We start from the raw sequence: 12,516 nt of genomic DNA, 5'->3' as shown, positions 1-12,516 counted from the left end.
TACCGCCTCGCTGTGAACCGTGCCCGCGCTGAACGGCCGGGCTCGGGCCGACTCCGACGTGGGCACCTGGGTCGGCAGGAGTCCGGGACGTGGTCAGCGGAAGTCGTTGAGCCAATTGCCCGGGATCAGGTCGCGAACGCGATCAAGGTCCTCTGCCGTCCGGCCGCGGGCCAGAATGGCCGCGCCGTCGTCATCGCGAAGAAGGACATCCCGTCCCAGGAACCACCGGGTCTCTTCGCCGATGGGGTATGCCGGGAACGGCAGTCGGACGGAGTCGGTCTCCAGTAGTTCCAGGCTGTCGTCATCCGGGTCGAGGAAGTCGCAGAGTTCTTCGTCGGCGTGCAAGGACTCCGACAGGATGATCTCAACGAAGCACAGGGAAAGACGAGCCAGCCAGTCCTCCCACCGCTCGGCGTTCCTGTCTGCGAGGTCGAGCCGGATGAGCACCGCAGGATCGTCCTCCTGGAGGCTGTCGAGGAGGACACCCCAGGAGGCGGCGCCCTGGTTCTCGTGACGGAAGACCAGGGCCTCCTCGGCGTCATCGACGAATAGCTCCGCAGGGGCGAGCAGTACATCGTGGTTGCTGGTGAGATCCTGCCGGCGTCCGAACAGCAGGTACGCCTCGCGCAACGCCGTCGGCAGCCGGACATCCAGCCTCTCCTCGGCAGCGTCGAGATCGGCTTCCGTCCATCCGTCGTGCCTCGTCAGGGCGGCGCCGGCCCAGTGGGCGGCGAAGCCCTGGACAAAGGCCCATGCGCCACTGCGGCCTTCGACGCCGCGGGCGAGCGACGTGGCAAGATCGAACGCTTGTGTCATGCGGGGAAGGCATCTGTCCCGCTCATCAGCCCTCCTTGCAGCCTCCTTGCAGCCCTCCTCGCACCCCGACATGCCGGCCAGAAGTTCCTTCGAGCCGGCAACACGCTGGAGCCACGTGATTTACATCTTGTCGCCGGCCGGGGAGCTGAGCAGGTTTCCGGCCCCCACCCCCGCGGTGCCGTCGAGGCGACCGCCCGCAACACGTGAATGCTTGTCAGCGAGTCGTGAAGTGTGTTGTCGTGGACGCGATCACATGCGCGGACGAGAGGGCATTGATGACCGGCGGTACCGGGCAGTTGCTGGCCATCAGCGACCTGCACATCAGTTATCCCGAGAACCGTGCCCTGGTGGAGCAGATGGCGCCCGGCTCCGATGACGACTGGCTGCTCGTGGCCGGGGACGTCGCCGAGAAGGTGGACGACATCCGATGGGCCCTCAGTACGCTGGCGAGCCGCTTCCGCAAGGTTGTCTGGGCTCCCGGCAACCACGAACTGTGGACGCACCCGAAGGACGCCGTCACCCTCCGAGGAGCCGCCCGCTACGAGCACCTCGTCGAGCTGTGCCGCGAACTGGGCGTGACCACCCCCGAGGACCCCTATCCGGTCTGGAACGGCCCCACCGGCCCGGTGGCGATCGCCCCGCTGTTCCTGCTGTACGACTACAGCTTCCTGCCGGCCGGCTGCGCCACCAAGGCCGAGGGGCTCGCTTACGCGAACGAGACCGGCGTCATCTGCAGCGACGAGTACCTGCTGCACCCCGATCCCTACCCGAGCCGTGAGGCCTGGTGCCGGGACCGGGTCGCCGAGACCGAGCGCCGGCTGATGGCGCTCGACGAGGACCTGCCCACGGTCCTCGTCAACCACTACCCGTTGCATCGCCACCCCACGGACGTCCTGCGGTACCCCGAGTTCGCCATGTGGTGCGGCACCCGGCTGACCGCCGACTGGCACCGCAGGTTCAGGGTGACGGCCATGGTCTACGGCCATCTCCACATCCCCCGGACCACCTGGCACGAAGGCGTCCGCTTCGAAGAGGTGTCGGTGGGATATCCCCGTGAGTGGCGCACCCGCCCGGGGGCGCCCGGCCGGCTGCGCCGCATTCTGCCGACCGGAGGACAAAGCAAGTGATCGAGGAAGTACTTCCGGACTCGGTGGTGGCCGTGGAGAGCCGAGGAGACGACGCGGCCTGCCATGCCATGCTCCACCCCGGGGAAGAGGCGGTGGTGGCAAGGGCGGTGGAAAAGCGCCGCCGCGAGTTCACCGCCGTGCGCGCCTGCGCCCGTCAAGCCATGGCGAAGCTCGGCGTCCAGCCGCAGCCCATCCTGCCGGGTGAGCGTGGCGCCCCGGGCTGGCCGGAGGGGCTTCGTGGCAGCATGACCCACTGCGACGGCTACCGCGCCGCCGCTCTCGTCCGAGCCGCCGACCTGGCCTCCCTCGGCATCGACGCCGAACCGCACGGTCCGCTTCCGGACGGCGTCCTGCGTTCCGTAGCCCTCCCGGCCGAGCTGGAGCGGCTGGCCGTGCTCGACGCCAGGCAGCCCGCCGTCCACTGGGACCGGCTGCTGTTCAGCGCCAAGGAATGCGTCTATAAGGCATGGTTCCCACTGACCGGCAAATGGCTGGACTTCGAGGAGGCGGACATCGCGTTCGACCAGGACCCCGGAACGTCACCCCAGGGCCGCTTTCGCGCCGAACTGCTCGTCCCCGGACCGCTGGTCGGAGGCCAACGGATCGGGTTCTTCGAGGGGCGGTGGATCATCCGCCAGGGCCTGGTCATCACTGCGCTCACGGTCCCGCACCCCTGAGGACGCCTTCCATCGCGGTGGGGCGGCCGCGGGCGGCGATGCCGGGCACCGGCTCTGCTTCACACTGCTGAGGGACTCGCGGCCGGGTGTCCGGGCGTCACGAGGCCGCGTTCGAGGGCCGCTGGAAGACCTGCATACGAGGTGATCAACCAGCGGCATCTGCGGGCGTCCACGCTATCGACGACCGGTGCCGGCCACCCCACTCGGGCCACCGCGTCGTCGCGGACCTGGACATGCTCCAGCGGCTTCACCCAGGTGCCACCGGCTTCCCAGCGGGCGAACCGCCCACAGGCGGTCTGTCGCGGCCCATATCGTTCCGGGAGATGGCGTCCTGTCAAACAGAGAGGCCTGCTACGTCGTTTGGTGAAAGTGCTGGTCACAGCTACTTGTTGAAACTGTGACCAGCACGGTCGCCTCTGGGGCGGCATGGCTTGGTTCATCTCTGCGGACAGCGTTTGCCGACCGGTTCCGGAGTCAGTTGGTGATCACCTGGCTCATGAATGTCGATGCGAGATGACGGCACTGTCGTGGTCCCGCACGCGAGACGGCGAGCCGCCCGTCACGCTGAGGCCGGCCGGTCCGAGTCCGTATGACCAACACCACGCTGGTGATGTCGTGCCCAGGTCGTAGAGGTCCCTCCCCCGAAAGGGGGTGGGAGGTCGTTCTGACTGTCGATGTCGCGCCGCCGCAGGCGATGCGAGGGTCGATGCGTGATCGGTGCGACAGGGACGACGAAGGCGCGTTGGCGCACGTGGCTGCAGCGGTGGCCGTACTGGGTAGGCCCGGCCACCATGCTCTGGGCAGTGGCGTACGCCGGCTTCGGCCTGGCATGCGCGCTGAGCGGGACGCCGCTGCTCTACCTGGGCGGCGCGCCGGGGCCCTCCGCGCTGGGCTGGGCGGTCGTGGCGGTGGGGTCGCTTGCTGCGGTGACCTGCTGCGTGGTGGGGCGGTTGGGGCTGCGGCCGGCGTTACGGGTGGTGCTGTGGGCAGTCTGCCTGCTGTCCGGGCTCGCCGCGTTCGGTCTGCTGATGGACGTCATCACACTGGCGTTCGGCCAGGGGGTGGACAGTGGGGTGGCCGCTGCGAACCACGCGCTGGCGGCGGTCGGGGTCGTGCTGCTCGCGGCCACTGCCCGATCCGTCCGCCGCCCCTCCGAAGCAGCCGTTGTGCGTCCCCCTTCTGCCGCCTCCCGGTCGGTTCAGCTCGCTTCCTGCGCCGGGACAGTGTCCTTTCTCCCCTACGCGGCGATGAAGCTGATCTGGGCTTCCGGCGGCACCTTCGCCGGGATATCCGGTGAGGAAATGCGTGCGACCTCCAAGCGCAACGGTGCGTCGGGATTCTGGCTCACCCTGGAATCCTGGGGCCTGGACGGCACCGTGCTGCTGGCCGCGCTCGGCGTCTTCCTGCTGTGGGGCCTGGTTCGCCCGTGGGGCCAGGTCTTCCCGCGCTGGACGCGGTGGCTGAGCAGTCGGCGCGTCCCGCGCTGGCTCCCCCTGACCCCGGCCCTGATCGGCGCCGCCAGCTTGGCTCCGTACGGGGTGCTCGGGGTCGGCTACGCGGCCCTGGCCACGACCGGCGTGGTGACGATGCCACAAGGCGACTTCCACTCCCCGAGCGATGCCTTGCTGGTCGCCTGGATCGGCTTGGGGGCGTTCGCCGTGTACGGAGTCGCGCTGGCTGTCGCTGCCCGCTCGTACTGGATTCGGACCCATCCCGTGCGCCAGGAGCACGCAAACGCCGAATGACCGCCCGCGGCCAGTCAGCCTCTTATGACTGTGTCGCCGGAAGCTTCCCATGGCGCGCCCTGGCAAGAGGCTCGGTGCCTCCGGAACTCGTCAACACTGACTTTCCACGGGACGGGGTGCCTCCGTGACCCATCGCAACCGACTTCGCTACTGCCGAACAGAGCCAGGCGGCAAGTGGTCGGTCAGCGCACCAGCAGGTCGATCACGCCCGTCAGGTCCTCCTCGCCGCAGCCCTCGGCCAGGCGGCGGCGCATCAGCTCGAAGTAGGGGCTGAGCAGTTCCGGGCTGACCCCCTGCTGCTCGGCGGTGCTCAGGAAGGTCGGCGTGCCGGCCACCTGCATGGAGAGGTTGGAGACGACACCCTTGGTGTAGTCACCGCTCCGCAGCTGGTCGCCGGTCCGGTGCACTGCCGGGGCCATCGCGACGAGCCAGTCGGCGAGCAGTGGGGCGAGTGCTGCGGGGTCGATGTCCTCCTTGCGGATCAGGGCGAAGGCGTGCGCGGATCCGGCGAACATCCCGTACATGGCGCTGAGCAGGGACACGTCGTACAGGGCCGCGAAGCCCGCGTCCTCGCCGACGTAGGTAGTGCCGACCGGAACGCCCAGGGCCTGTTGGTGCCGCTCGAACAGCTCTGGCGAGCCGCTGTAGAAGACGTAGCCGCCGGCTTCCGGGACTCCGATCATTGGAGGGACGGCCATGATCCCGCCGTCCAGGTAGCGGGCGCCGCGCTCGCGGGCCCACTCGGCGCGGGCGCGGGCCTGGGCAGGGGTGCTGGTCGTCAGGTTGACCAGGTCCCTGGCAGCCAGGTCGGTGTCGGCCAGCACCTCGTCGACCGAGGCGTCGTCCAACAGACAAACGACGACCAGGGTGTTCGCTGCGACCGCCTCAGCGGCGGTGTCCGCCACCCTTGCCCCCTCGGCGGCGAGCGCCTTGGCACGGGCCGGAGTGCGGTTCCAGACGGTCAGCGGGTGGTCGGCGGCAAGCCAGGTACGGGCCAGCGCGGTGCCCATCGCGCCGAGGCCCAGCAGCGTCACGGGAGTCTTCTCAACAGTGTTCTGTGCCATGCCGACTAGGCTGGTCACAAGTCCGGGGGTGATCAAGTACGCACTTGGTAGTGGGTGGTTACCCCGGGGTGAGCGAGCACGTCGGAAGGGTGGGGCATGACAACGCTGAACCGGCCTGGCACACCGGACGGACACGTCTGCGGGATCGACACCGCGATGGAGGTGATCGGCGGCAAGTGGAAGGTGCTGATTCTCTGGGCGCTCCACGAGCACCCCTGCCGTCGCTTCGGAGAACTGCGGCGACTGCTTCCGGGGATCACCGAGAAGGTGCTGGCCTCTCACCTGCGTGAGCTGGAAGCGGACGGTGTCGTGCACCGCGTCTCCTACGACGAGGTGCCGCCCCGGGTCGAGTACTCACTGACCGAGGACGGCAAGCGCCTCAACGACGCACTCAAGCCGCTGGCCGCCTGGGGGCGCGAGCGGCCGACCGGTCGAGGGCTGGAGGAGTAGGCAGGCCAGGGCATGTCGTGAACGTGCCGGTCACAGCCACTCGTTGATGGCCGCAACCTCAGCGGTGGCTTCGTAGCAGACGGCGAGCCCGAGCGCGGCCACGACCACAGTCGTCGTCGCCTTCGGCGCGAAGAGCAGCTCGGGTTCGGGCGATGGCACCGGCGGGGACACGGCGACGGCGTCGCTGTGACTCACGCGTCCGCAGACCACTGCCGAGCTCGGCATGCAGTTCAGCCGGAACGGATCCCAAAGCGCCACCCAGCACGACGCGTCACGGCAGGGCGAACGTCGCCTGCCGTCCCCGGCCGGCGGCACCAGCCGGGCATGCCGCTGGCCGAGGACAGCGAAGAAGGCACAGGTGTCGGCGACATCGGTGGCCCCCTCTTCATCCGGCTGGAGCTCCGAGGATCGTTCCAGCCGGCGTACGCGCGGCGGCGCCAGCATCGACCGGCACGTGCAGAGGGCCGTGACGCCCGCAGCGCTTGCCACTTCCCGGATCGTGGCTGCCACGGACGGCCTCCTTGCCGGGTTGAGCCGGTGGCACCGGCCGTCCTGTATCCGGATCCTGCGAATGCGGTTGATGCTTGCGAACGTTCCCGGAACGTGTCAAGGCCTGCGGCGGGACCACTTCGTCGAGGAAAACCTTATGGATGCATGGGTCTTGCGGTTCGGCTCGACTGCTGTCGATGATGTGGTCTTCAGAGCGGTGCTGAGATTGCGGGAACGTTTTCATAGGGGAGTGGCATGAAGATCACCGGCCTGGAAGTGCTGACTCTTCCTGACCACGGTGACGGCATGACGAGGGTCGTGGTCGACACAGACGAGGGCGTCCACGGCCTGTGCGAGGTCGGCATCGGGCCGGGCCGACGGACGGTCGCGGGTGCGCGACCACTGTGCCCCCATGTGCACGTCGGCGAATGCTCCGGGCCCGCACAGGTGCCTTGCCGGCCGCGGGGCAACAATGCGGTTCCAGGTGGGAGTTCAGGATGCTCATCGAGGACGACCTCGTCCGACCGGCCCGCCCGGACAAGGATGCTGAGAAGGCCGCGGGTCGCGGACAGGGCGCCTTCGTCTCTGCCGGACAGGCGCGCCCCCGCTGACTTCCACAGGGCAGAAAGCAGCCGATCGGGGCCCGCCTGAGGTTCCTTGGCGGCCTCATCGGCGGGTGTCGCCCGTTCGCCGAATCGAAAGTGTCATGCGCATACCGCACGCCGGGGAGTCGCACACCCTGACAACGAGACACGCGCATCACCCTCCCGGCGGGCCCACAGCCCGCTTCTACGCATTGAGTACGATCTCCGACTCCAGAAAGTGAGGCGAGTTCCGTCGTGTCGTTCAGACGAACCGCGAAGCCGGTCGAAATGGGTCTTGCCGGCATAGCGATCATGGGTGTGCTGGTAGGTGCGTCAGCGACGCCGGCCGGTAGCCAGGAATCCGAGACGTTGCAGGTGACGGCCGTTTCGTCGCGGCCCGGCACGGTGTCGGGAGACGACGCCCTGATACGTGTCGAGGTGCCCGCCTCCATAGCGGCCGACACAGTCCGGGTCGAGGTGGGTGGCCGGGACGTGACCTCGAGCTTCCGGCCTTCCGGTGATGCGCTGATGGGCGTGGTGAAGGAGCTGTCCAAGGGCGACAACAGCCTCACGGCCAGTGCGCAGGGCGCGAGCACCGGACAACTGACCCTGAAGAACCACCCCATCACCGGGCCGGTGTTCGCAGGGCCGCAGGAGCAGCCGTTCATCTGTGACACCGCCGATTTCAAGACGGCGACCGGCGTCACCCTCGGCCAGCCGATCGACAAGGACTGCTCGGTCAAGACCCGCGTCGACTACATGTATCGCACCAAGGCCGGCACGTTCGTCCCGCTGCCCGACGAGAACGTCCGCCCAGACGACCTGGCGACCGCCACGACCAGCCTGGGCAAGCAGGTGCCGTACATCGTCCGAGTCGAGACCGGCACCATCAACCGCGGCATCTACGAGACGGCCGTGCTGCACGACCCGGCATCCGGCACCCCCGACCCGCTGCAGCGTGGACCGGGCTGGAACGGGCGCCTCGTGTACGGCTTCGGCGGGGGGTGTAACGGCGGCTGGTACGTCCAGGGCCGTAACACCGTCGGCATCATGAACGACACGTATCTGAGCAAGGGCTACGGCGTCGCATCGTCCACGCTGAACGTCTTCGGCAACAACTGCAACGACCTGCTGGCCGCCGAGACCATGAGCATGGTCAAGGAACGCTTCGTGGAGACGTACGGCGACCCGGCCTTCACCATCGGAAACGGCTGCTCCGGCGGCTCGTACCAGACCCACCAGATCGCCGACAACTACCCGGGCCTGCTGGACGGCATCCTCTCCGGCTGCAGCTTCCCCGACGTCGGTTTCGGGACGATACAGACGCTCAGCGACGCCCAGCTCCTGAACCACTACTTCAATGAAGTCGCGCCGGACGCGTTCACGAAGGATCAGCAGAAGGCAATCGCCGGGTTCGGCAAATGGGAGAGCATCGGCAGCCTTGCCCGGGCCGGCGGCCGTATCGACCCTACGGTGTTCTGCCCGCCCCAGCTGCCCGAGGGGCAGCGCTATGACCCCGTAACCAACCCGGACGGTGCCCGCTGTGACGTCTACAGCCACGCCGTGAACGTCTACGGCGAGGTACCGGAGACCGGGAAGGTGCGTCGGCCGCTCGACAACACCGGTATCCAGTACGGACTTGAGGCCCTGAACAACGGCACCATCGACATGGGCCAGTTCATCGACCTGAACCGGCGCATCGGCGGCCTCGACGACGATGCCAAGCCCGCCGCGGCGCGCACCGTCGCCGATCTCAAGGCGGTACGGCTCGCCTACCGCACGGGCCGCCTGCTGAACGGCGGTGGCGGCCTCGCCGACGTTCCGATCATCGACTACCGCGATTACACGGACGACGCGGCGGCCGGCGACATGCACATGCGCTTCCACTCCTTCTCCACCCGGGCGCGCTTGGACAAGGCGAACGGGACCCACGCCAACCAGGTCATGCTCACCCGCTCCAGCGGGCACGGATTCACTCTCGCCGGGATGCTGTCCGACATGGACCAGTGGCTCACCGGCATCAAGGGAGACTCCGCCGCCGACGCCCCCATAGAGAAGATCGTCCGCCACCAGCCGCAGGGTCTCGCGGACGCCTGCTGGACCCGTGGCATCGGTGCGAAGAAGATCACCGAGCCCCAGGTCGAGGGCATCAACAACACCGAGTGCAACACCCTCTACCCGGTGTGGACATCGCCGCGGATGGTTGCGGGGGCCGATGTGGCCAACGACATCGTCAAGTGCCGCAAGCGTCCCGTGAGCGTCTCCGACTACCGCGGGCCAGTGACCGACGGTCAGTTCAACGAGCTGAAGGCGATCTTCCGGGATGGTGTCTGCGACTGGGCCGTGCCCGGGGCTGGTCAGCAGGGCCTTGCCGGTACATGGCTTTCCTTCGACCCGAAGTGACAGGATCGCGGCAGGTGAGCCCAAGTCTTGGCTTCGAGCGGCTGCCACCTTCCGACTCGCCACTTTGCGGGGCTTCGAACTGAGCAGCGCCGCGTTTCCGCGACGGCACGCCTGGCCGGTCCGCTCGACGTCCTTCCCGCGCAGGTCGGGTCGGGTGCGTCGAGGCCGGTGACGACAGCGGGCGTGCCGGCGGACCGGAATGAGCCGGGGCGCCCGCTGGTAAACTGGGGGTACGTTTCAAAATCGTTGGGGCCCGTACCGAGGGGTACGGGCCCCGGCGCGTTTTGGGCGCCGGACCGAGAAGGGTTACCCCATGAACGCAAAGCCGCCGGCCCCGAAGGGCGAACTGACAACGCCGCAGACGGCTGCCCCCGGCCTGCCGCCGGTAGAGTCCTTCGACGAACTCGGGCTGCCGTCGGAACTGACGGCGACGCTGACCGGACTCGGCGTGACGGAGCCCTTCCCGATCCAGGCAGCAACCCTGCCCAACGCGCTGGCCGGCCGTGACGTCCTCGGCCGCGCCCGGACCGGCTCCGGCAAGACGCTTGCCTTCGGGCTTGCGCTGCTGGCGCGGACGGCAGGTATGCGGGCGGAGCCGAAGAGGCCGCTCGCACTGGTCCTGGTGCCGACCCGGGAGCTCGCGCAGCAGGTGAGCGACGCGCTGGCACCGTACGCGCAGGCCCTGAACGTTCGGCTGGCGACGGTGGTCGGCGGGCTGGCGATCAACCGGCAGGCGGCACTGTTGCGGTCTGGTGCCGACGTGGTCGTCGCGACTCCGGGGCGGCTCGCCGACCTGGTATCCCGCCGGTTCTGTGAGCTGCAGCAGGTGCGGATCACGGTGCTGGACGAGGCGGACCAGATGTGCGACCTGGGGTTCCTGCCGCAGGTCTCGGAAATCCTGGACCAGGTCCGCCCCGACGGACAGCGGCTGCTGTTCTCGGCCACGCTCGACCGCAATGTCGACCAGCTGGTGCAGAACTATCTGCACGAGCCGGTAGTCGCCTCGCTCGACCGTGTGGCGGGCTCGGTCACCACGATGGAACACCATGTGCTGAACGTTCACCCCGCCGACAAATACGCGACCGCGACCGAAATCGCCGCGCGGGACGGCCGGGTCCTGATGTTCCTGGACACCAAGGCCGGCGTCGATCAGTTCACCCGGCATCTGCGGGCCAGCGGCGTACGGGCCGGCGCCCTGCACAGCGGGAAGTCGCAGCCCCAGCGCACACACACGCTCGCGCAGTTCAAGGACGGCGCGATCGACGTGCTGGTGGCCACCAACGTCGCGGCGCGCGGCATTCACATCGAGGCGCTCGATCTCGTCGTCAATGTCGACCCGCCGGCCGACGCGAAGGACTATCTGCACCGTGGCGGGCGTACGGCTCGCGCCGGGGAATCCGGGAACGTGGTCACGCTGGTCACCCCGAACCAGCGGCGGGACGTCAACCGGATCATGACCGAAGCCCGGATCCGGCCGACTGTCACCCAGGTGCGCTCCGGCGAGGAGAAGCTGACGGCCATCACCGGGGCGAAGCGCCCGCCCATCGAAGGGAAGGGGAGCGGCAACGTCCCGTTTCGTGGCATGGGCACTCGTCCGGGCCGCCCCAAGGAGTCCCGTAAGACGGCAGACGCCCGCAAGACGGCGGAAGCACGCGCGGCGGCCCGGGTGCGCAAGGGCCGCTGAGTTGCCTGGTGGCGTCCGCCCAGGGGAACCAGTGCTGCAGTCCGGCCGCCAAGACGGGGCGGGTGGAAGACGGCGCCGAGGAGGAGACTGTCAGTTGCGTCGCCTATCGTCAGCTGAATGGATCAAGGTGAACTGATCGCAGAGTTGGAACGGGCCGGTCGCGACAAGGAGTTGACCGCGCGAGCCGTCCGTCGTCTGGCTGAGCCCGGTGCTGCCGCCGCGCCCGGTCTGGTCGCCGCCCTGGGCACGGTGAGCCGTCAGGCGATGTGGGGCCTCCGGGACAGCCTGCGTCTCATCGGTCCCGCTGCCTTCGACGCCGCGGTGGCGGCACGTGCCAGGGCCGAGAAGGTGCCCGACTGGTGGGAACTGGGGCATGTGCTGCGCGGCTTCGACGAGCGGTGCTTTCCGCAGTATGTGGCCGCGCTGTCGCACCCCATGAAGGAGATACGGCGGCAGGCGCTGTGGGGTCTGCAGAATCTCGGCGACTCCGCCACGGCTGCCGTCGTGGATGTCATCCCGTTCCTCGACGACGCCGACCGCTACACGCGCTACCAGGCCGAGAAGACAATCCGGGCCATCGGCAGGCAGTCAGGCCCAGTACTGCGGGGCATCCGCCGCGAAGGTCCCGCCTACCTGCGGAGACACGCACTGAGCGCACTGTCCCTCATCGGCGGCGAGGCTGAGATCGACGAGCGGGACCGACGCGCCCTGGAGCGGCTCGTCCGGATCAAAGTGGCCGAGGACATCCCGGAAAGCCTGCCCGAGCACCGCTGGCTGGCCGTTCCCGGCGCAACGTACGAGGGCCTCTTTGCCGCTGTGGGGCTGCACGACAGAAGGCCCTGCACGGTCTCGATGGGCCAGGCTGCGATGGAGGACGACGTAGCTCTTGTGGCGGGCCCCGACGGCGTGGAGCGGGCGGTGTACCGGGTGTTCGTCACGCCGGAACTGGACGGCTGGCGGCTGGTCTACGCCGACACACCGCTGGGGGAGATGCACTGGGACGTCGACGACCTGCTCCGCAGGATCAGTGCCGCGTGCGGTCAGGCGCAGTACTTCTTCCAGGACGACCACAGCGATTCGATGGTCTGGGCCCTCGCCGTCGACGGCGAGGTGCGCCGCAGCTACTGGCGCTACGGGGAGCCGGAATGGCGGGGCGTGCCGCTGGACTGGGAGCAGCCCCTCGGCGCGGACCCGGACTTCGATCCCGACGACGACCATGAACCGAACGCCACCCAGGCGTCCAGCGTCGACAGTGCCGCTCGCGAGCTTTCCCTCGACCCGACCGGGGTCGGCGAGCAGACACCCATGCGCGGCCACGGTTGGCTGGCGGTCACGGAGGAGGGCGTGGGCCACGGACCGTTCACCGGAGCGCTGCGCATCTAAGCTTGACGTTTAACCTGTGCGGCCGTAGTGCTGGTCGAGTGTCTCGGCGCCTTTGACGGTCTTCCCCGGCGAGTGGCGGGGTGCTCTCGTACGG

Annotated in this window: 10 protein-coding genes; 7 read left to right on the top strand and 3 right to left on the bottom strand. The window is 68.7% G+C overall.

Annotation, left to right across the window (positions count from 1 at the left end):
* Nucleotides 1-93: 93 nt before the first annotated feature.
* A complete protein-coding gene (locus ACIOEW_RS17215) occupies nucleotides 94-888 on the bottom strand; it encodes an SMI1/KNR4 family protein (protein WP_401964481.1) in 795 nt (264 codons plus the stop codon).
* Between the two features lie 203 nt (nucleotides 889-1,091).
* On the opposite strand from ACIOEW_RS17215, the gene ACIOEW_RS17210 reads away from it, so the two are divergent.
* From ACIOEW_RS17210 to ACIOEW_RS17200, 3 genes are all read left to right on the top strand, one after another.
* Nucleotides 1,092-1,943: a metallophosphoesterase family protein gene (locus ACIOEW_RS17210; RefSeq protein ID WP_401964957.1), complete on the top strand. Its 852-nt coding sequence runs from the start codon at nucleotides 1,092-1,094 to the stop codon at nucleotides 1,941-1,943.
* Complete coding sequence (locus ACIOEW_RS17205) at nucleotides 1,940-2,620, top strand: 4'-phosphopantetheinyl transferase (protein WP_401964480.1); 681 nt, start codon at nucleotides 1,940-1,942, stop codon at nucleotides 2,618-2,620. Before ACIOEW_RS17210 ends, ACIOEW_RS17205 begins: the two co-directional genes overlap by 4 nt.
* A 791-nt stretch (nucleotides 2,621-3,411) precedes the next feature.
* Nucleotides 3,412-4,365, top strand: coding sequence for a hypothetical protein (locus tag ACIOEW_RS17200; protein ID WP_401964479.1), 954 nt, complete (start codon nucleotides 3,412-3,414; stop codon nucleotides 4,363-4,365).
* A gap of 182 nt (nucleotides 4,366-4,547) precedes the next feature.
* On the opposite strand, the gene ACIOEW_RS17195 is transcribed toward ACIOEW_RS17200, so the two are convergent.
* Nucleotides 4,548-5,429: an NAD(P)-dependent oxidoreductase gene (locus tag ACIOEW_RS17195; RefSeq protein ID WP_401964478.1), complete on the bottom strand. Its 882-nt coding sequence runs from the start codon at nucleotides 5,427-5,429 to the stop codon at nucleotides 4,548-4,550.
* Nucleotides 5,430-5,525: 96 nt separating this feature from the next.
* Here ACIOEW_RS17195 and ACIOEW_RS17190 point away from each other — a divergent pair, with 96 nt between their 5' ends.
* Nucleotides 5,526-5,879 (top strand): helix-turn-helix domain-containing protein, encoded by a 354-nt coding sequence (locus ACIOEW_RS17190; protein ID WP_362547314.1) that lies wholly within the window; start codon nucleotides 5,526-5,528, stop codon nucleotides 5,877-5,879.
* Nucleotides 5,880-5,909: 30 nt separating this feature from the next.
* On the opposite strand, the gene ACIOEW_RS17185 is transcribed toward ACIOEW_RS17190, so the two are convergent.
* Nucleotides 5,910-6,389 (bottom strand): hypothetical protein, encoded by a 480-nt coding sequence (locus tag ACIOEW_RS17185; protein WP_401964477.1) that lies wholly within the window; start codon nucleotides 6,387-6,389, stop codon nucleotides 5,910-5,912.
* A gap of 818 nt (nucleotides 6,390-7,207) precedes the next feature.
* Between ACIOEW_RS17185 and ACIOEW_RS17180 the strand changes: the two genes are divergently transcribed.
* The 3 genes from ACIOEW_RS17180 to ACIOEW_RS17170 all read left to right on the top strand — a co-directional run bounded on the left by ACIOEW_RS17180 (nucleotide 7,208) and on the right by ACIOEW_RS17170 (nucleotide 12,422).
* Complete coding sequence (locus ACIOEW_RS17180) at nucleotides 7,208-9,355, top strand: DUF6351 family protein (protein WP_401964476.1); 2,148 nt, start codon at nucleotides 7,208-7,210, stop codon at nucleotides 9,353-9,355.
* A gap of 313 nt (nucleotides 9,356-9,668) precedes the next feature.
* The gene (locus tag ACIOEW_RS17175; RefSeq protein WP_401964475.1) at nucleotides 9,669-11,039 is read left to right on the top strand and encodes a DEAD/DEAH box helicase; all 1,371 of its coding nucleotides are present in this window, start codon (nucleotides 9,669-9,671) and stop codon (nucleotides 11,037-11,039) included.
* A 117-nt stretch (nucleotides 11,040-11,156) separates the two neighbouring features.
* Nucleotides 11,157-12,422, top strand: a complete 1,266-nt coding sequence (locus ACIOEW_RS17170; protein ID WP_401964474.1) for a HEAT repeat domain-containing protein — start codon at nucleotides 11,157-11,159, stop codon at nucleotides 12,420-12,422.
* Nucleotides 12,423-12,516: the final 94 nt, after the last annotated feature.

It is taken from the genome of Streptomyces sp. NPDC087901 (assembly GCF_044742205.1).
Classification (GTDB): domain Bacteria; phylum Actinomycetota; class Actinomycetes; order Streptomycetales; family Streptomycetaceae; genus Streptomyces.
Note: the sequence above shows the minus strand (reverse complement) of the source record. Positions and strands in the feature narration are given on the sequence as shown.

What these genes read in the sequence shown, in the direction of transcription:
- ACIOEW_RS17215 (WP_401964481.1), bottom strand. Translation starts at nt 888, where the DNA reads ATGTCGGGGTGCGAGGAGGGCTGCAAGGAGGCTGCAAGGAGGGCTGAT.
- ACIOEW_RS17210 (WP_401964957.1), top strand. Translation starts at nt 1,092, where the DNA reads ATGACCGGCGGTACCGGGCAGTTGCTGGCCATCAGCGACCTGCACATC.
- ACIOEW_RS17200 (WP_401964479.1), top strand. Translation starts at nt 3,412, where the DNA reads ATGCTCTGGGCAGTGGCGTACGCCGGCTTCGGCCTGGCATGCGCGCTG.
- ACIOEW_RS17195 (WP_401964478.1), bottom strand. Translation starts at nt 5,429, where the DNA reads ATGGCACAGAACACTGTTGAGAAGACTCCCGTGACGCTGCTGGGCCTC.
- ACIOEW_RS17190 (WP_362547314.1), top strand. Translation starts at nt 5,526, where the DNA reads ATGACAACGCTGAACCGGCCTGGCACACCGGACGGACACGTCTGCGGG.
- ACIOEW_RS17175 (WP_401964475.1), top strand. Translation starts at nt 9,669, where the DNA reads ATGAACGCAAAGCCGCCGGCCCCGAAGGGCGAACTGACAACGCCGCAG.
- ACIOEW_RS17170 (WP_401964474.1), top strand. Translation starts at nt 11,157, where the DNA reads ATGGATCAAGGTGAACTGATCGCAGAGTTGGAACGGGCCGGTCGCGAC.